The 18,520-nt window shown below is 37.9% G+C and carries 14 protein-coding genes and 3 pseudogenes; 4 read left to right on the top strand and 13 right to left on the bottom strand.

Features of this window, described 5'->3' with window-relative positions; all coding sequences use genetic code 11:
* Nucleotides 1–84: 84 nt before the first annotated feature.
* The 4 genes and pseudogenes from VSAL_RS16220 to VSAL_RS16205 form a co-directional block, all read right to left on the bottom strand.
* Nucleotides 85–762, bottom strand: a pseudogene (locus tag VSAL_RS16220) (efflux RND transporter permease subunit); the annotation flags it as partial.
* 1 nt (nucleotide 763) lies between these two features.
* Complete coding sequence (locus VSAL_RS16215) at nucleotides 764–1,882, bottom strand: efflux RND transporter periplasmic adaptor subunit (RefSeq protein ID WP_012551461.1); 1,119 nt, start codon at nucleotides 1,880–1,882, stop codon at nucleotides 764–766.
* A gap of 177 nt (nucleotides 1,883–2,059) precedes the next feature.
* Complete coding sequence (gene rlmF, locus VSAL_RS16210; protein WP_173362147.1) at nucleotides 2,060–2,986, bottom strand: 23S rRNA (adenine(1618)-N(6))-methyltransferase RlmF; 927 nt, start codon at nucleotides 2,984–2,986, stop codon at nucleotides 2,060–2,062.
* 240 nt (nucleotides 2,987–3,226) lie between these two features.
* A complete protein-coding gene (locus VSAL_RS16205; RefSeq protein ID WP_012551459.1) occupies nucleotides 3,227–3,583 on the bottom strand; it encodes a YibL family ribosome-associated protein in 357 nt (118 codons plus the stop codon).
* 86 nt (nucleotides 3,584–3,669) lie between these two features.
* Between VSAL_RS16205 and arfB the strand changes: the two genes are divergently transcribed.
* The 3 genes from arfB to VSAL_RS16190 all read left to right on the top strand — a co-directional run bounded on the left by arfB (nucleotide 3,670) and on the right by VSAL_RS16190 (nucleotide 7,758).
* Nucleotides 3,670–4,083 (top strand): alternative ribosome rescue aminoacyl-tRNA hydrolase ArfB, encoded by a 414-nt coding sequence (gene arfB / locus VSAL_RS16200; RefSeq protein WP_012551458.1) that lies wholly within the window; start codon nucleotides 3,670–3,672, stop codon nucleotides 4,081–4,083.
* On the top strand, nucleotides 4,083–6,002 hold the full coding sequence (locus tag VSAL_RS16195) for a RecQ family ATP-dependent DNA helicase (protein ID WP_012551457.1): 1,920 nt from the start codon (nucleotides 4,083–4,085) through the stop codon (nucleotides 6,000–6,002). Before arfB ends, VSAL_RS16195 begins: the two co-directional genes overlap by 1 nt.
* Nucleotides 6,003–6,114: 112 nt before the next feature.
* Nucleotides 6,115–7,758, top strand: coding sequence for a DUF342 domain-containing protein (locus tag VSAL_RS16190; RefSeq protein ID WP_012551456.1), 1,644 nt, complete (start codon nucleotides 6,115–6,117; stop codon nucleotides 7,756–7,758).
* A gap of 160 nt (nucleotides 7,759–7,918) precedes the next feature.
* On the opposite strand, the pseudogene VSAL_RS16185 reads toward VSAL_RS16190, so the two are convergent.
* From VSAL_RS16185 to tnpA, 4 genes and pseudogenes are all read right to left on the bottom strand, one after another.
* Nucleotides 7,919–9,406 (bottom strand): annotated as a pseudogene (locus tag VSAL_RS16185) (IS66-like element ISVsa2 family transposase).
* A 71-nt stretch (nucleotides 9,407–9,477) separates the two neighbouring features.
* Nucleotides 9,478–9,840, bottom strand: coding sequence for an IS66 family insertion sequence element accessory protein TnpB (gene tnpB, locus VSAL_RS16180; protein ID WP_044583515.1), 363 nt, complete (start codon nucleotides 9,838–9,840; stop codon nucleotides 9,478–9,480).
* Between the two features lie 3 nt (nucleotides 9,841–9,843).
* Nucleotides 9,844–10,725 (bottom strand): IS982-like element ISVsa6 family transposase, encoded by an 882-nt coding sequence (locus VSAL_RS16175; RefSeq protein ID WP_012548944.1) that lies wholly within the window; start codon nucleotides 10,723–10,725, stop codon nucleotides 9,844–9,846.
* Nucleotides 10,726–10,828: 103 nt separating this feature from the next.
* Nucleotides 10,829–11,143 (bottom strand): IS66 family insertion sequence element accessory protein TnpA, encoded by a 315-nt coding sequence (tnpA, locus tag VSAL_RS16170; protein WP_012548925.1) that lies wholly within the window; start codon nucleotides 11,141–11,143, stop codon nucleotides 10,829–10,831.
* A gap of 90 nt (nucleotides 11,144–11,233) precedes the next feature.
* On the opposite strand from tnpA, the gene VSAL_RS16165 reads away from it, so the two are divergent.
* Nucleotides 11,234–11,587, top strand: coding sequence for a cytochrome b (locus VSAL_RS16165; RefSeq protein ID WP_044583514.1), 354 nt, complete (start codon nucleotides 11,234–11,236; stop codon nucleotides 11,585–11,587).
* A 117-nt stretch (nucleotides 11,588–11,704) separates the two neighbouring features.
* Here VSAL_RS16165 and VSAL_RS23950 read toward each other — a convergent pair whose 3' ends face one another.
* The 5 genes and pseudogenes from VSAL_RS23950 to VSAL_RS16145 all read right to left on the bottom strand — a co-directional run bounded on the left by VSAL_RS23950 (nucleotide 11,705) and on the right by VSAL_RS16145 (nucleotide 17,437).
* Entirely contained in the window at nucleotides 11,705–12,355 is a 651-nt protein-coding gene (locus tag VSAL_RS23950; protein WP_231850952.1) for a DUF4832 domain-containing protein, read from the bottom strand.
* 6 nt (nucleotides 12,356–12,361) lie between these two features.
* Nucleotides 12,362–13,195 carry a hypothetical protein gene (locus tag VSAL_RS23945; protein ID WP_231850951.1) on the bottom strand — a complete coding sequence of 278 codons (834 nt, stop codon included), beginning with the start codon at nucleotides 13,193–13,195 and terminating at the stop codon, nucleotides 12,362–12,364.
* A 186-nt stretch (nucleotides 13,196–13,381) separates the two neighbouring features.
* Nucleotides 13,382–14,690: pseudogene (locus VSAL_RS16155) on the bottom strand (alpha/beta fold hydrolase).
* A gap of 57 nt (nucleotides 14,691–14,747) precedes the next feature.
* Nucleotides 14,748–15,095, bottom strand: a complete 348-nt coding sequence (locus VSAL_RS16150) for a RidA family protein (protein ID WP_012551455.1) — start codon at nucleotides 15,093–15,095, stop codon at nucleotides 14,748–14,750.
* Between the two features lie 356 nt (nucleotides 15,096–15,451).
* Nucleotides 15,452–17,437 carry a replication initiator protein RctB domain-containing protein gene (locus VSAL_RS16145; RefSeq protein WP_012551454.1) on the bottom strand — a complete coding sequence of 662 codons (1,986 nt, stop codon included), beginning with the start codon at nucleotides 17,435–17,437 and terminating at the stop codon, nucleotides 15,452–15,454.
* Between the last annotated feature and the right edge of the window lie 1,083 nt (nucleotides 17,438–18,520).

The raw sequence follows: 18,520 nt of genomic DNA, 5'->3' as shown, positions 1-18,520 counted from the left end.
TTTAAAAAAACAGCGATGGTGAAATTGGCTTTTTTAGACGGGCCAATGCTAACTCAGCAACATTCAAATTCCTTACCTTCTAGCATAAGGTGCAGCACCAATTTTACCCGCAGCAACTTGTACGTTTTGCTCAGCTAAAGCAGCTTGAACATCAGAGGTTGTTAGGCCTAAGTTAGTCATTTTGTCAGGGTCTAGCCAAACACGCATTGCGTATTCACCCCCACCAATAACACCAACTTCACTTATCCCCGTAACCCGCGCTAACTGATCTTTGATGTTCAAGTTTACGTAGTTAACCAAGAACTGATCATCGTATTTTCCATCAGGAGAATAGAAGTTCAATACCATCAATAAATCAGGCGAGCGCTTTTTAACGGTCACACCGACCATTCGTACTTCTTGTGGCAATTTAGATTCGATTTGCGCCACACGGTTCTGAACGTTGACCTGAGCCATGTCTGGATCAGTACCCACATCAAAGGTGACATTCAGGGAGTACGACCCATCATTGGCACTTTTAGAGGACATGTAAATCATGTTCTCAACGCCGTTGACCGAGGTTTCTATTGGATCCGCAATGGCTTGTTCTACTACCTCTGCGCTTGCTCCTGTATAATACGCATTCACGCTCACTGAAGGCGGGCTGATTTTAGGGTATTCCGCCACAGGAAGAATGGCGAGGGCGATGGCTCCGGCAAGAGTGAGTATGATAGAAATAACCAGAGCGAATTTAGGGCGCTGTATAAAAAATCGACTTAACATATTAAGACTCCACGTTCTCTAGACGAACCTGAACTCCGTTTCTTACACGCTGTAATCCTTTGACAAGTACTTGCTCATTAGCTTCTAAGCCAGAACTGATAATCACGCCTTCTGGTAATTGTTTACCCAAAGTAACGTTGCGTCTTTCTGCCACATTACCTTCAGTTAATACCATGACAAAACTGCCTTCTAAATCACTTTGCACTGCACGTCTTGGAGTCACCACAACGTCAGTTGGTATTTTTTCACGTAGGTTTACATTGATATGCTGGCCAGGTAAAAGAGTGTAATCAGGGTTATCAACCAATGCTCTAAGCGTTAATGTGCCCGTAGTTTGATCAATTCGGTTACTAATGTAATCAATCTTACCTAGGTGTTTATACTCTTCACCATTTTCAAGATTAAGCACAACTTCAACTTGGTTAGACGCGCCAGAACCATCGCCTTTTACTTGATCAATACCCATCAATAAACGCTCACGCTCACTGATAGTAAATCGAGTTTGAATCGGGTCTAAGCTAACCAAAGTAGTCAGTTCACCCGATGCAGAAGACACCAAATCACCAAGACTTACTTTGCTGTCACTAATACGGCCAGAGAAAGGGGCGAGGATTGTCGTATAAGAAAGATTCACTTCTGCAAGTTTCAATTGCGCTTGAGCCGATTCAACCTGAGCTTCACCACTCAATAATTGCGCCGTTAAACCATCAAATTCAGCTTGGCTAATATTGCCTTTAGGGAGAAGATTTTTACCACGTTGGAAATCAAGCTGTGCTTTTTTCAATTCAGCATTAGCTTGGGTAATACCTGCTTTTGCATTGGCGACTTGGGCTTCAAAAGAAGAAGGATCAATTTGGAAAAGTACATCGCCTTTAGTGACCATTTGGCCTTCTTTAAATGAGCGAGACTGAATATAGCCAGAAACATGAGCCACAATAGAGGCATCTTCCATTGCTTCAATACGACCAATATAGGTTTTGCCTTGTTGATATTGAATTGACTCAACGGTATGAGCAACAACAAGAGGGGCTTGGGGAGGGGTATTTTTCACCGTGTCATCACTGCAGCCAACGAGTAAAGCTGCACTCACCAAAGACGCAAGAAGTGTTTTAGATTTCATAAAATAACCATTTAACTGTCGAATTATGCTTATTCTGACAGTTAAATGATTGAAATTATTAGCTTTAAATTACCGACTTTGTTACTGAATATGTCAGTAATGTATTTTTAGTTACTTTTAGAATGCAATAAAATGTAACCAGATGATATTAAACAACTATAGTGACAATATAAAAGCTTATAAATTTACATTTGCTTGAAAAGTCCAAGCAACAAAACGACTGATTTTATGACCTTGTGCCATATCAATCGTCTTAATTGTTTTTACACCAAGTCGTGTTAATTCTTGGTAAAGCGTATCAACGTTTTCTTTCTTAGAAATTAACGTAGTAAACCATTGAACTTGCAATGCAAACTCACAACTTTCTTGTGCCATTTTAGTGATAAACGCGATCTCGCCGCCTTCATACCAAAGCTCAGCATTCTGGCCACCGAAGTTTAATTTTTTCACGCCTTTTAATTCATTATACGCGTGACCTTTCTTCGATTTGCTCGTTGCTAAGTTCTGCTGTTTACGCTCTGATCCTGCCGTTGCTTCTTCTTCTGATGCATGGAATGGAGGGTTACACATCGTAAACGCAAATTCATCTTGTGGCTTGATTATACCTTTAAAGATATGTTCATCATTCGCCTGTAAACGACACTCAATGCTTTTCTTCAAGCTTGGGTTATTGTTCGCAATAAATGACGCCATTTTAAGCGCTTGTGGATCAGTATCAGAACCAACAAAGTTCCATTTGTATTCACTGTGCCCAAGAATTGGGTATACACAGTTGGCACCAACGCCAATGTCTAAGCCTTTAACGCTCTTACCTGTTGGGATTTCGCCATCATTCGTGATAGCAAGTAAATCGGCAATATTATGGATGTAATCAGCACGACCAGGGATCGGTGGGCATAAGTATCCTTCAGGGATATCCCAAAATGGCACATCATAAAAATGAGCTAATAATGCTTTGTTCAATGCTTTAACAGCAAGAGGATCTGAAAAGTTGATTGATTCATTACCATATTGATTCGTTTCAACAAATGCTTTCAGTTCAGGGAACGTCGCAATCAGCGCAGGAAAATCATAACTTGCATTATGTTTATTGCGAGGATGCATAGATTTTTTAATCGGAGCTTCGTTATTACTCTTAGATGCCGATTGATTTTTTGAAAAATGAGAATGAGACATGGGAACTCAATGGTAATAAATAATGGCGGCTATAATAGCTTATCTTAACTCTGATTACTTTAAATAACGTCGATAAGAATAAAGGAAAGCCCTCATATTACGCGCATAAAAAAAGCACCCAATGTATTTCTACACCTGATGCTTTTTTATAAAGAATAAACTTATTAATTAGAATGCTTCAGGAGCAAAACCAGTCATTTCTTTAAGACCAAGTTCTCTGCCCAAAGCCGTCATTGGATGCACAACAACTAGACCGCGAACTGCTTTTTTCAGTTTGCCCATATCCGCTTGCTCTGCTTTAGTAATCGCTCGTTTGAAATCAAGGTTACGAACTTCAGTTCCTTTATTCCCTGTTTCAAATTGCTTTTTACCGTTTAATTTTGCAACTTTCTTTTCTAGCGTTTGGATTTCATGCAAAAACTGTTTAACAATAGGCTGATCGTCGCGCTTTTGTGCAGCCTCTAAACGGTGCTTACAACGATCTAGTCGATGATGAATTTTTTGCAGTTCTTCTTTTACACTCATGAAATTACCTTTGTATTGAAAATGGTGCGTATTGACGCTACCTGATAGTATACCCTCTAATAGAAGAACGATCATAGGTTTATTACATGCTAACCATTTCAAATTATGTTCAGTTAGCCAGCTGGGAAATAGAACTCACCGCAATTAGAGCGCAAGGTGCGGGTGGTCAAAATGTTAATAAAGTCTCTAGTGCAATCCATTTACGCTTTGATATTAATAGTTCAACACTTCCTCCTTTCTATAAAGAGCGATTGCTCAAGATGAAAGACAGTCGCATCACGAAGGAAGGGGTCATTGTTATTAAGGCTCAACAATTTAGAACACAAGAGAAAAACAGAGAAGACGCACTTGAGCGTTTAAAAGTATTGATTCAATCCGCGGCTGAAACTCAAAAAGCACGCAGAGAAACAAAACCAACACGTAACTCTCAACGTAGACGTGTAGACAATAAGACCCAACACGGTCAAACAAAGAACATGAGAAAGAAGGTAGATTACTAATGACATATCAGCAGACGTTAAAAGATGTATTTGGTTTTGATTCTTTAAGAGGTGGTCAACAACAAGTTATTGAAAAAGTACTTAATGGTCATTCGTCTGCTGCCATCTTCCCGACAGGATCGGGGAAATCCTTATGCTACCAATTACCTGCGCTTTTATTACCAAACCTAACTTTGGTTATTTCTCCTTTACTTGCTTTGATGAAAGATCAAATTACTTTTTTAAAAAGCAAAGGCATTGCAGCAGCATCCATTGATTCAACCCAAACTCGTGAAGAGACTCAAGCCATATTACAAGGGGTAAGAAACGGCGACATCAAAATTTTGATGATTTCCGTTGAGCGCTTGAAGAATGAGCGTTTCCGTCAATTTATTGCACAGATCAACATTTCATTATTGGTCGTCGATGAAGCGCACTGTATCTCAGAATGGGGGCATAATTTTAGACCCGATTACCTCAAGCTCCCTCAAGACAGAGAAGCCTTAAATATTCCTCATGTATTATTACTTACCGCAACAGCGACGCCAGCGGTTATTGAAGACATGAGTAAAAAATTCAAAATAGAAAAAGACGATATTGTTATCACTGGCTTCTACCGTTCTAATTTGGATATTTCAATTATTCCTGTCGAAGAAGAACAAAAACGTTCGACTTTATTTGCGACACTACAACAGAAACCAAACCAACCAAATATTGTTTATGTCACGCTACAGCAAACGGCTGAGAACGTAGCTCAATGGTTACAAAGCAATGGCATTCAAGCCAAAGCCTATCATGCAGGTTTGAAGCACGATATTAGAGAAGACATTCAACATAAATTCATGAATGGTGAGCTTAATTGTATTGTGGCTACCATAGCATTCGGTATGGGTGTCGATAAATCAGATGTTCGTCAAGTCATTCATTTTGATTTACCAAAATCCATTGAAAATTATTCACAAGAAATTGGCCGCGCAGGTCGTGATGGTGCCCCTTCTTTTTGTACGGTTCTTGCTAATACCTCAGGGCTTAATGTCTTAGAAAACTTTGTTTACGGTGACACGCCTGATAGAGAAGCCATCCAATATGTATTAGACGATATCTACAAATCCTCAGATACATGGGAAATTCAACTATTACGTTTATCTAAAGACAGCAATGTACGTCAACTCCCATTAAAAACATTGTTAGTGTATTTGGAGCTAAAACAAATCATTCAAGCAAAATACAGCTATTACGCCGATTACCGATTCAAAACCTTAATTCCAGTCAGTGAGATCGTTGGTAAGTTCCAAACAGAAAGACAACACTTTGTGTCTATTATTTTTCAATGCTCACCAAAAGCAAAAACATGGCACACCGTCGATTTTGATGCGCTTTGGATGGGTTACCAAGGTGAGCGTAAACGTGTTATTTCAGCCCTGGATTATTTTCATGAGCAAGGTTGGATCGAGCTTGAAAGCAAGTTAATGACCGAGGTTTATCAAGTACTAAACAAAGTAGAAAGCACTCACGTCCTTTCTCAAGAGCAGCATCAATTATTTAAGAATAAAGAAGAAAGCGAGATTAAACGAATTCATACCATGCTTGATTTCTTTGAAACCAAAACCTGTTTAAGTCACTCATTAGCGCATTATTTTGCAGATTATAACGCGCCAGAACAGTGTGGTCATTGCTCGGCGTGTCGCTCTGAAGGAGCACATCTTCCAAGGAACAGTGTGTCATTTTTAGCGGACGACGAACAAGTAAGAAGCTGGTGCCAAGAATTACAAAACAACAGCAAAGCCCCTCTCGCCAATGCGGTTTTTGCACGATTTTTATGCGGTATTTCAACACCGTTAACAACGAAAATTAAAGCCAACAAAATGCAGGGATACGCAAAGTTTGAGTCTCAGCCTTTCTTTGAAGTGCTTGAATTAGTCGGAAAACTAAACGGCTGATTTATAAACTGTGAGCGTGTTGGCACTTATTTACACATTATGTGAATCCCATACGTTATAAATGATAATATTCTCTCCTATGCTGCGGAAACAGCACGTCTTGGGAGAGAATATGATTGAGCACTTTTTGGCATTTTCAGAAAATGAATCTGTTGTACATTTTACTATTCCTGAAAACACCACGTTAACTCAACCGATTGAAGCGGCAGATATTCATCATGCTTTGCATACGATGGGGGCCAATGAGTATTATTTGTTTGAAAATAAATTAGAAGACATTCTATCTGCATTCAATAAAGGTGATTTCACCGCCATAACAAATACATTAATTGCTCAACGTTTAGATGCACAACTCTCTATCCACCTTCAAGAAGATGAAATGATCGCTTCTATGACCGTCACTGGTGCGTATGGAGGTCACTCTGTACGTGGTCCCGCTATTGTTGCAGCCCTAACAGAAAATTATATTTTAAAAGGCATCAAAAAAGAAAATCTTAAAACCTTATTATTAAAAAGCAAAGCGCTCACTCCTGGAGAAACGTATTCAGACATCATTGCTGTAGGTCGAGAAGCCATACAGGGTGAAGACACTGTCTTTATCGCCTCAGTTCCTAATATTCGCGAACGTATTTTGCAGCCACAAAAAACGACTGATGGTCATGTGGATATGCGTAATTTAGGCGAAGTCATTAGTGTAAAGAAAAATACGCCCTTAATGACACGAATCCCCGCAACTCAAGGTGTCGATGGGAAAACAGTGACAGGAAAACGGATCGCCGCAGTCCCAGGTAATGAACACTTCTTTCATCTTTATCCTGGCTCATCAATTTCTCTCGTTGATCCTAATTTACTTATTTCTGATATTGATGGTACCCCATTAATTCATGGTTCTGGTGTTGCTATCGATAATTTACTAACACTAAAAACAGTCAATGCGACCACTGGACATGTGTCATTTGAAGGCAGTATTTTTATTCAGGAAGACATTGAATCAGGAATGAAAGTCACTGCAACAGGAGGGATTACTGTTGGTGGCTTTATAGAAAATGCTGAAGTCATTGCAAAACACGACATCACAGTAATGAATGGCATCATTGGCCGCCCAATGCCAGAAGGTGAAGCTCTAACTTGCTTGGTAAATACCGAAGGGTCAATAACGACTAAGTTAGCTCAAAATGCGCATTTAATCGCACACGATGATATTCACATTACATTGCATGCAAATCATTGCTTAGTCGAGTCTTTAGGCTCTATTTTTGTTATTGATAAAGCAGAAAGAAATGGCACAATCAGTGGCGGAAGTGCGACGGCAAATGGCTCAATCAAAACCGCAAATTTAGGGATTGAAGGCGGGGCTTACACTAAGGTTCATGCTTTTCATAACTTCACGGATCAAAAAGAAACGCTTCATTCATTGCAAAAACGTTTTGATGACGTAAGTGCTCAAATCATCAAAATGTCACAAATAAACATTGCCCGTCAATCTCCTGAGCTCGCAGAAAAAATTCTGAGATCCAAAGAGCAATCCAATCAAGATCTCCTTATTTTAAAATCTGAATTAGCAAAAGAGCAAATTACCTTTAATAAAGGGTTGAAAGAAAATCATGTCTTTGTAACGAATAAAATTTTTCCTCGTGTAGACGTTCAATTCAATACTGAACATTTAGTAACGAAGAGAGAATACAGTCCAAGCAAGATATCTTACTCTGGCTACGACATCGATATTGAGCCAGTAATGATCAAGAAAAAATATTAACCCAAACCTGATATTCTCGAGTAGAAATAGTCAGACAAAAAAATAGCATTGGCGATTACGCTCAATGCTATTTTTTATCCTGCTCACTTATTACAAAGAATTCTCATCTAAAATAAGTATTACTGTTTTGCTAATATCATCTCTGTAAGCGTGCGGGGAACTACACCTTGTCTTTTACATTCCAAGGTAAAAGTGAATCGATATCTGGCGATCCAACACATAAACGATCTAGACAATACCTAATATAATCGTAAGGGATTAATCCGTTTGCCTTTGCTGTTTCTACAATGCTGTAAAGCATTGCACTTGAATCTGCACCAGCCGTTGAACCCGAAAATAACCAGTTTTTCCGGCCGATAACAAACGGTTTAACCGCTCGCTCTGCTCGATTGTTATCAATAGATAACAATCCATCATCAATATAACGAACTAATTTATCCCATTGATTTAATGTATAGCTAATCGCCTCACCTAATTTTGTTTTAGGTGATACTCGACTAACTGCGCTATCAAGCCAATCACGGAGCTCTTTAAGTAAATCGCGGGCTTCTGTCTACCTAGCAACATACTTGGCTTCAGGGGAAGCCTCTTTTAATAACGATTCGATCCGGTATAGCTTTTGGATTTTACTCAATACCCAATCTGCACTCCCTGTTTTCCCTTTTACTTGAACACGTTGAGCCTCAATAAATCGTCGACGTGCGTGTGCCCAACAGCCAACTAAAATCGCTTCAGTTTGTTCATAACCTTGGTAACCATCGGTATGTAAATACCCGTTATAACCTTTTAAAAAGTTAACTGGATGGTAGCCATGCCTGCTAGATTGATAATCATAAAGTACAATTCCAGGCAAAACACCAGAGCCTGGAGAATCATAGCCAGAGCAGTAGACCCACATATAACATTTTGCTTTTTCAACATCCAACACATTTACCGTTGTTTCATCACAATGCAGAGTGGGTTGTTCAAGCAAAATACGATGTAACTCGTTATTAAGAGGGGTAAATAGTACCGAGCATTTTATTAACCAATCCGCCATCGTTCGCCGTCCAATAATGATACCCCATTGCTGAAATAACGTTTCTTGACGATAAAGTGGAAGACTGTATTGAAATTTAGCCGTAATAATTTGAGCAAGTAAACTTGCGGTCGCAATCCCTTTAGGGATTGGTGACGCTGGCATTGGGGCTTGTTTAATGTCTACTGAAGTATTGTTTTTTTCACAATTTCGGCAAGCATATTTAGGACGAACATGTTGAATAACTTCCACTTTAGCTGGTACAAATTCCAACTTTTCACTGATGTCTTTACCCATCGCATGCATCTCTAGACCGCAACACTTACAAGTTTTATCTTTTATGTCGTGGATAATAACAGTACGCGGTAAGTCTTCAGGTAAGCGTTGGCGTTTTGGCTTTTGACGAGTGTAGGTAATCGTTTGTGTGTCATCATTTTCAATGATGATTTCTTCTTCTGTTTCATTGAATAAATCAAATTGAGTCGAGTCAGATTCACTGCTTTTACCAAAGCGCTGATGTTGAGCCAGCCGAAATTGCTCTAGAAGACGGTTATATTTATTTTCAAGCTGAAGCACAAGTGCTTTCAGCTCGTCAATGGTATCAGGAAGTGGTTTTATTTTATCAGTCATGTAGATGACTATATAACGATAATACAGGTAATCAATCGGTTGCCTCCTATTCTTGACTGAGAATCAACTATTTAAAGGGTTGTTTGATAATGTACCGGTTGATGTCCTAAGATATCAAAACCTTGTAATAGCAGTGTCAGTTGCTGCTCTGATAATGCTAACGTATCGTTATTTATATTTCGTGGCCATTTGAAGCGGTCTTCATCTAATCGCTTGTACCATAAAGCGAATCCTGTTTTATCCCAATACAATATTTTGAGTTTATCACGAGGCTTATTGCAAAATATAAATAGAGCATCACTAAACGGTGATAGTTGCATTTCTTGCTCAACAATCACGACAAGGCCATTAATGGCCTTGCGAAAATCGACAAAATCACGATGAAGATAAATGGTGGAAACATCAGTAAATAACCTGAATTCTGGATAAAACATGCTTTAAGCGAGGATTAGTTCAAATTCACATTCTGATAGCTTAATTCGTGGCTTTTGTTTTTTTAAACAATAAGCCACAACGCCTGAAATTACATTTAGCATGAAACCAGTCACGCTACGATGACGGCTATGTTCAATTTGAGAGATATTCTTCAATTGGTCATTTATCGTTTCGATAATGTATCTCTTTGATAACATAGCCTTATCAAAAGCACTTATCTCTTTTGCTTTCATGTTTTTTCGCGAGGTAGTCACTAAATCGACATCAGAGTTCTTTAAGCTCTCACTCAACTTTTTACCTATGTACCCTTTATCAGCGTACAATTTCCCCGAGAGTTCTTTGCATAAATCAGGTACAGGAGTCCTATCATTTACATTGCCAGCTGTGATTTTCAGCGAAATAATTTCTCCAAGATGGTTAATCAATAAATGAAGTTTGAAGCCGAAAAACCATCCCATGGTACCTTTTCCTCTTTTCGCAACACCATCAAAGACTTTATGGCGAGGAATTCGAATGTTATGGCATACTTTAAGACTCGTGGAGTCAACAAAAGCAATGCCAGTCGGCTTACCTTTGATAGATTGAAAATAGGCACACATTGGGGCGATTAGGCTAGGCATTTTGCTCACAAATCGAGTGTAGCTAAGTAAATTTGGAAAGTATCCTTTCCAATATTGATGAACTAACCCGATATAGAAGTTCTTGAAATCTCTATGATTTGATTGATGAAAAGCGATGACAATAGTCATACATTCACTAGTAGACATTACTGACTGACGTTTTCTTTTTCTCTCACTAGCCTCAACAAGGTATTTTTCCCATTGAGATAAGAATTGATAACAAAAATCATCGACATCACAAAATATATCAACTAATTTATTCATCTTGCCCACCTTTTAAAATACGTTCAAATAATTCTTGGTCGAAAGATCTGATCGTTAGGTGGGCAATTAGTTCAGCCTTATCCAGAATTCAGGTTAAATACATTCATGATTGATACCCTTTTAATAAGAGTCCTATCCAGTGAGGTTCAGTATTAGCTGGCAATGTTAATCGCAATTTTCCGATAGAAAGTTGAATATCTGGTAATTGTGGAGTGGCGATGATAGTTGATGTTAACGCTTCTACTTTCAAGAAAGTAGAAGCGTTAATCTTTTGTTTCCATCGTGCTTTACGTGCACTAAATGTCTTTGGCAGAATATTATGGTTACGACAAAATTCAGCGGCACTAAGCTTGCTAGATTGCTGAGATTCAAATAGAGCGTGCCATTGCTCTGGTGTTCTCTTTTTATCTTTTTGCATAATTACGTTCTCGTTAAATGAAAGATCGTAAGATACGCATAATGAATTTTATTTGTTAGGTGTAGTTCCCCGCACGCTTACTTTATAACGATGCTGATTCGTCTTATTTTACGAAAATATAATGAAGCTCCAGCGATTACTCCTACGCCACCTCAATGGCAGTTACGGTTATCGACTCTCGTCCATAAATTGATGTATGCCAGCTTCATTCTACTACCAATACTAGGCATCATCGTGCTTACTGTTGCAGGTAAACAATGGGCGTTATTTGGTGTCCATATTCCAGAGATAATGGTACCTGACAAAGTCACTGCTAAATCGATTAAAGAAATACATGAAACAATTGCAAATATTGGGTACTTCCTCATTGTATTGCATGCAGGGGCAGCAATTTACCACCACCATATTGTAAAAGATGACACACTCAAACGTATGTTGCCTTAATCAATAAACGACACACCTCACTTTAAAAAATAGCGCCATATTCTCATGGGATACGACGCTATTTTTGTGGTGGAATAAACATGACTCAATAAAAATCATACTTATAAATCCCCCTAATTAATGGACTGTAATCATTGAGATCGAATACCAATTATTAGTCTGTTGCATATCAATAGCTAACTTAATTTTTGCATCACCATTATCATTAATCAAAGCAACTTGCAGATCATAAACTCCTGCTTTATCTGGCACGGTAATATCATCTTTAATATCAATCACTGATGCCGTTCCTTTTCTTGTTTCTGCTGGCAACCAATCTAAGACATTTCTAGAGGTATCTTGCTGCCTCTCTAAAGTTCCTGATGAATCAACAAAACGATACGCTAATTGATAAGGATAATATGAAGGAGCTACCCCTGTATTTTTCCATTCCGCGTGAATTTGAATAACGTCACCAACACGCGCTTCTTTAGGGTGAGTGAATGAATTCAATTCAAATCGATAACCTAATTTTTTAAGGGCTTCTTGTACTGCTGGTTGATACTCATCAGGAATCGCGTGTGATTTAGCATTAATTAATGAGGCATGATGATCGAGAGCATAATCAAAGACATCGGTAACATCCGTAGAAGTGTATGAATGCTGAGTTTGCCAAACCGTCATATCATCACAAGTTTCAAATTGAACAGGTGCTCGTTTCCAAATACCTCGAACTTGAGAACCATTTCTTTCCGCGTTATCTAATGCTTCTGGATACCCCTCATCCATGTGACTTCATGAATCAGAGAAATAGCCGTACTTATCGCCTAAACAGTCTGCTCGCCAACCTGAAGGGTTTGCACTATTCGTTGCTTGAGCTAAAAATGTCTCGTTTACATTGGATGAACCAATCAACATGACAGTAGGTACTTTTGTAAACGCCGTTTGAAACATAGAGGCATACTTCGAAAATTGAGAGAAATCGCAAAACAAACCTTCTTCATTTTGTGCATATACCCCTAATGTCCCATCGCCTAGGTAAGTATCTTCAAGGTTCCATTCACCCCAAGAGCCAACCATTCCAATATCGATACTGGTAATGACATTAGGATCATCAAACTTACTGCCTAATTCTGTAATCAACTTCTCAGCGGCCATTAAGAACACGGATTCAGTATAATCAGGAACTAAAGGACCATTTGGAGAAGTAACAACCGATATTTTAGACAGTAACCAATCAGGTAATTTGCTTGCGTCTGCTCCATATCCTGTGTTTTCCATAGCCACAATACGTAAGGCTAGTTTTTTATTAGCCGCAGTCGCTTTATCAACAACACTCTGAATTGCCGTGAAATCAAACGAATCGGCATCTGTTGGCTGAATATCAGACCAATCCCACCGATAATAAACAGTGCTGGTTTCGGGATAAGAAGGCACCGGTTTCCACTGATTGTCTTTAATCGATATTGAATGAAAATCAGTAAAGCCAATGTCTGGATTAACTAAAATAGCATTACTTATTTTAGGATAAATGGTAATTGTTTCAGAAGAACTTGAGTCATCAGAATCAGAGCCACAACCAACCAATAAAAAAGACAACATAAAAGGAGAATACTTTAAAAAAAACATTGAAAATCCAAATAAATAAACCGCAACGAGTGTAAGGAAATAAAGTAAATGGCTGTTAGGAGAATGTCAGAGGAAATGCAATTCTTACTTGTGAAATGATGTTAAGTGAGTAGATAACCCCTTGTAGAAAGAGATAATCAGAAGCATGATCAAGGTATCATGCTTCTGGATCATCAAACTGACTGTTTATTGAATTGCTTTAATATCCTTAGCAATAGTGATCAACGTTGATAAGATTGTTTCACCGTCCACTCGCAGACCATTATGTTCATACTCGCTTGTCATCCATGCTTTGGCATTTGGCATCAATTGTAAGGTTTCACGAGAAAAATCAAATTCAACAAACATGTCATTCACATAAGCTGCTGCCGCTACCGGTACTGTATTTTTAGCTAACTGCTCAGGATCATACAATGTAGGCCAATCAGATTTACTTGCTAAAAGCTCTGCAGCCTCTTTTAAAGGTTTTAATGTCTCAAGTTGATCAAACATCCATGGATAGACCATCTCACCAGTAAAACGTAATGGAGAGCCTTCTTGATAGTTAAATTGAGGGTAGCTTGCTCTCACACGGTGTGCAGACCAATTGGATGCAAAATTCTGACAATAAATAGATTCATGCAAAATGGCATAAAGTGGATTCGTTAAATAATTTTGCTGTGCTAACACATAATTTAAGAACCCATAACTCAACTCAGGTTTACCATTAATATCAACAAATGCACTTTCTAATTGAAAATACAGATCTTCTGCTCCACCAGACACACCAAAACAGATCCCCATTTGTTGGAATTGCTCTACAGTGAAGATCTGGTTATTTGGTAAACGTACCTGATTATTCAATAAATAATGTGCTATTTGATCACATTTACATTGAGCTTGTGGAAAACGGGCAAAAAATTCATTATTTTTATCTTGAGTTCGTTTGTATGTTGCATGATAAACATCATCAACCGGACGAGAAATAGACGGGATCCCTCCTGTAATATATGAGCATAATAAGCTATCAGGAAACAGAGACAGGTAAGTCAGAGAGCAAAACCCACCAAAACTTTGACCGATGATTGCCCATTTATCAATATTAAAATGCTGACGAATCGCTTCTGCATCACGGACAATATTATCAGCCCTAAAATGGCTTAAATATTCCGCCTGTTGTGATGACGTTAAATGTTCAATTGTTTGAATCGTGATCGGCGAGCTTAATCCGGTCCCTCGTTGATCCAATAAGATCACTCGATATTCTTCTAATGCTCTTTTCAACCACCCCGAATGACTCGTTGGCCTCATGGCTGGAAATCCTGGACCACCTTGAAAATACACCAAATAAGGAAGATCCCGATCAACGTTATCTATATCTTACTAATTCACGAGCAAATACGGAAAGATGATCAAGTGTATTCCGTTGATCGTTATAATCGACAGGCAATGAAAAATAATGGGATTGGTGTTTAACACCATCAAGAAAAAAAGGAATTTCAGAATGTGTAAGCATGACATATCCTTATATCAATACTTACCTAACATATTGTTAAGTAAGTATAATTTTTATTTATTTTTCAGCCGCAACCACTGAGATTTCAACTAATAATGCATCACGAGCCATACTCGCTTCTACGCAAGCACGCGCTGGAGCATAACCTTCAGGAACCCATGCATCCCAAACAGCATTCATTTTAGCAAAATCTGCCATATTTTTAATGTAGATCGTAGCTGAGAGCATGTGTTCGCGAGAGCTGCCAGCTTGGGTCAGCAATAGATCAACTTTATCAAGCATCGTTTGTGTTTGCTCTGCAATACCTTGCGTCGCATCAGCACATACCTGACCACAAAGGTAAATGGTTCCGTTATGTTTCACAATACGACTCATGCGTTGCTTTGTTTCTTGGCGTTCAATCATATTTTACTCTATTTTGGTAAATTTATAGGGTGTTAACACAGAGATACAGTGTAATAAAAATTAAGAAAAAAGACGAGTACATAATCTAAATGATTGATTTTATAATGGAAGAATGATCATGGTTCGGCAGGATACGGGCGATGTGAAAAGGATTTTACGACAGATAAAAAAACGGCGAGCACTAAGCTCGCCAATACCGTTATTAAAGCAATAACCGTAAGATGTGTAACAATATGAGCCAATCTTTCGATTGGTTAAAGGACAAAGGTTGTCTATTCGAGAGATATGTTACCTTTTGCCCTTTTTACTTTGTCATCGTTGTGTCAGCGAATAACATAGAACTGTCAAAGTTTTGGCTACCCTACCATTTCATCCAATGCACGTAATACATCTTGATCATAGTTCTGAGAAAACACCAATTTACAGATCTTACGCCTAACCGCTAAACCCGCAATTAAGTTCTCAATCGAAAGATGTCTTCCATGATCTTGCTTATTATAAAACTCAATGGTTTTACTGAGTGTTTCATAAGGCAAGATCTCACCGCTAACTTTAATATAATCAAGCTTCTCTTGAAGCTCCTTACATTCTTCAGAAATAGATGCAGCACTGTGTCCAGTCATAGCAGACAAAGCCGTTATACTGCGTTCTAGCGCTTCTTCTGACGTATATTTTGTCAACGTTATCGTTAATTCATCTGCATTAATTTCAGCAGAGTGCTTACGTAATTTAACACGGCGGCCTAATCGACCAGATTTATTCGGGGTATTTCGTTTAATAGGTTCAAACTCGCCATCAATGATCGTGGAAAGCTGATCAAGGGCTTGTTTTGGCATGATCTCGTTACGTAATGGGTTTGGCATTGTTGGCGCCATGTTACGTTTTCCTGCATTTGTCGTTCGAGCACGGGAAAAACGGATCACTTCTTCAGGATCACATCGAATATCAACTTGGTAATCAGGCAATTTATCTGAAGGATCCAGCATAGTGATCGTCAAATGATAGCCCCATAAATTAACAATAAATAACTCATCCGTTACTTTATCTTTTGCTAATTTTTTTAATTCACGAATAAGATCTAACGAGAAACGTCTCCAATCGACGTTACGAGCGAGTTTTTGGTTTATCTCACTCAGGAGTAGGTTGTCTGTCATTCTACGTGCCAGACGGCTTCTGAAGAAGCTATAGAGCTGAAAGACCAACGTATGTTGCTTTAGAATCTCTGGTGGAAACAAAAAGAAGTAATCTTTCGTTAATAATTCATCATAAAATGACGGTTCCCATACCAAGATATATAAATTAGGTTTGATCTTAATCTCACCGTCTTTACCTTCTTTTGGCGCTTCATCTGAGGCTGTAATTGTTCTCGCTAAAAATCTAAAACGATCACTTTTAAAGCCTTTTGGCATATTTTCACTTAACCAACGTCCTGTTAATTCATGAAGTTGGAAATCAGTAAATTCAATTCGATCAATACTTTCACGAATAGAGTCACGTGCTGGTCCTGAGTCCTTCTTACCACGTAATGTTAAAATATCAGTGATGTAGATTGGGGTTTTATTTCCCATCGTTTTCGTTTGAATATGGTAATCATCTTGATGATGATCATGATACTGAACGGTCAATGTAAATAACGCAAATAAAGTCATTAGATCATCAACAGTCATTATGTTTTTCGATGATCTTGTTTCAATGATCGCTTTCGTACCAGAGATAGCAACCATCGCTTTTTGATAATTTTTACGTGTTCTAGGTGGTGCTAATGCTTGATCTATTATCCCAGCCCAGTTTGTTGGAGAAACCACAAACTGATCGGCTTCATCACGCATACTTGGAGGTACACCTAATCCATGTTCTGTTAAGAATTGACGATTAACTTGAGTTTGAGCTAGGGCTTTAGAACGTTTTTGCTTTTCTTGTTCTTGGCTTTGTTCTGATCTTAAGCTGGTAATACCAAGTATAGAAATTAATTGAGAAGGATTAATAAATCGGTGCAGCATTGTTTTTCCAGCAAGTCCTACTTCAAAACGTACTGGTGATTGTTCAAATAAACCGATACTAACTGCTGTTCTTAGTCGTTGTTGAATTGCAGCTCTGGTTAAGTGACCATCTGTTGTTTGAATAATTTCAGTTGTTGAAACTAAACCATCAGGCGAAGAAAAACCTTTTAGAGAAATGAGATTCATTAATTCTAAAATACTTTTGGTTACCCCTTTAAAATGTTGATATTGGGTAATCCAATCTACAAGATTTGCAGGGATCTCAAATAAATGGCCACCTTTGTGATCTCTAGGCAGAGGTATGTAGATCTTTTCTTTTTCAGAGGTTTTTATATGATTCATTTTCAACTGACATTCATTGTATTTTCATCATTGTTTCGTATAGGTTAATGGAATTGGATCTTTAAAGAAAGAAAAAAATTATTATTCTTTTAAACTGATCTTTATGATTAATACTGATCTATATGATTAAAATGATCTATGATCTGGTTGTGATATTGCTTGTAACCAACTGAAATTAATGGGTTATTTTTTTTGATTTTGGAAAGCATGATCAAGGTTTTTTAGAAAGCATGATCATTACAGCATCGGATCTATGATCATTAATAGAATGAAAACATGATCATAAGCATTATGAAAGTATGATCATTGCTTGTATAGAAGAATGATCATGGTTAATACACAAGTTATCCACAGAACGGGGAGGTTTGCCCTTACTGTGGGGACTGATTATTTTTATTTTTCTATTGTTGAATACTAAATCGTCTGTTTTTTGAAAAAGCGTGCTGATTACGTATCTTTATGGAGAGTAAATTGAGATTTTGAAACCCTTCAACGATCCTTGAACAATGATCAAGTGCGTTAATTGTTTGATCAACCGTAAATGAATATCTACGATCTTCGCTCAAGCCTTATTGTATCTACACTCTCCGTATTTTATCCTTTGCTTATCATGCTTCCGATGATTTGTTTTTCTTGATCATGCTTCCTTAATCTGTTGTTCGATTTACACCGTTTACTCGACTTTTATTATAAGTATTAACCCTTGATCATGTTTCGTATTTCTTCTTCGAATACCAATCTGGTTATCTTTGATTTTTGATTCGGTATTAACTTATTTTAATTTAAATTTCGATTAAAAATAATTTTTTATCAAAAAACAAATCAAAAGTACACCTTCCGTAGTTTGAGTGACTATTATCACGCTTCCGTAAATTTACAGTGTAAATCTATACTTAAGTGACACTGTAACACTTTCGGTGTTGTGTTCTTTCCATGTAGATTATGCACTTTAAATTACGTTGTTATTCTCTCTATTTTACAGCTTTACTAGATATTATCTGTTTTTAACTAATATCACACTATTCAATCTTTGTTCAGCAATTTATTGATAAATATACTTTATGCTGTACAATTCTTGGTAGT

The sequence above is a fragment of the Aliivibrio salmonicida LFI1238 genome (genome assembly GCF_000196495.1).
Classification (GTDB): Bacteria; Pseudomonadota; Gammaproteobacteria; order Enterobacterales; family Vibrionaceae; genus Aliivibrio; species Aliivibrio salmonicida.
The sequence above is the reverse complement of the archived record's forward strand: the minus strand, read 5'-3'. Positions and strand labels throughout refer to the sequence as shown.

Excerpts from the sequence above, each read along its gene's own strand:
- VSAL_RS16215 (WP_012551461.1), bottom strand. The coding sequence starts at position 1,882 with ATGAAATCTAAAACACTTCTTGCGTCTTTGGTGAGTGCAGCTTTACTC.
- rlmF (WP_173362147.1), bottom strand. The coding sequence starts at position 2,986 with ATGCATCCTCGCAATAAACATAATGCAAGTTATGATTTTCCTGCGCTG.
- VSAL_RS16205 (WP_012551459.1), bottom strand. The coding sequence starts at position 3,583 with ATGAGTGTAAAAGAAGAACTGCAAAAAATTCATCATCGACTAGATCGT.
- arfB (WP_012551458.1), top strand. The coding sequence starts at position 3,670 with ATGCTAACCATTTCAAATTATGTTCAGTTAGCCAGCTGGGAAATAGAA.
- VSAL_RS16195 (WP_012551457.1), top strand. The coding sequence starts at position 4,083 with ATGACATATCAGCAGACGTTAAAAGATGTATTTGGTTTTGATTCTTTA.
- VSAL_RS16190 (WP_012551456.1), top strand. The coding sequence starts at position 6,115 with ATGATTGAGCACTTTTTGGCATTTTCAGAAAATGAATCTGTTGTACAT.
- tnpB (WP_044583515.1), bottom strand. The coding sequence starts at position 9,840 with ATGTTTTATCCAGAATTCAGGTTATTTACTGATGTTTCCACCATTTAT.
- VSAL_RS16175 (WP_012548944.1), bottom strand. The coding sequence starts at position 10,725 with ATGAATAAATTAGTTGATATATTTTGTGATGTCGATGATTTTTGTTAT.
- tnpA (WP_012548925.1), bottom strand. The coding sequence starts at position 11,143 with ATGCAAAAAGATAAAAAGAGAACACCAGAGCAATGGCACGCTCTATTT.
- VSAL_RS16165 (WP_044583514.1), top strand. The coding sequence starts at position 11,234 with ATGCTGATTCGTCTTATTTTACGAAAATATAATGAAGCTCCAGCGATT.
- VSAL_RS23950 (WP_231850952.1), bottom strand. The coding sequence starts at position 12,355 with ATGGATGAGGGGTATCCAGAAGCATTAGATAACGCGGAAAGAAATGGT.
- VSAL_RS23945 (WP_231850951.1), bottom strand. The coding sequence starts at position 13,195 with ATGTTTTTTTTAAAGTATTCTCCTTTTATGTTGTCTTTTTTATTGGTT.
- VSAL_RS16150 (WP_012551455.1), bottom strand. The coding sequence starts at position 15,095 with ATGATTGAACGCCAAGAAACAAAGCAACGCATGAGTCGTATTGTGAAA.
- VSAL_RS16145 (WP_012551454.1), bottom strand. The coding sequence starts at position 17,437 with ATGAATCATATAAAAACCTCTGAAAAAGAAAAGATCTACATACCTCTG.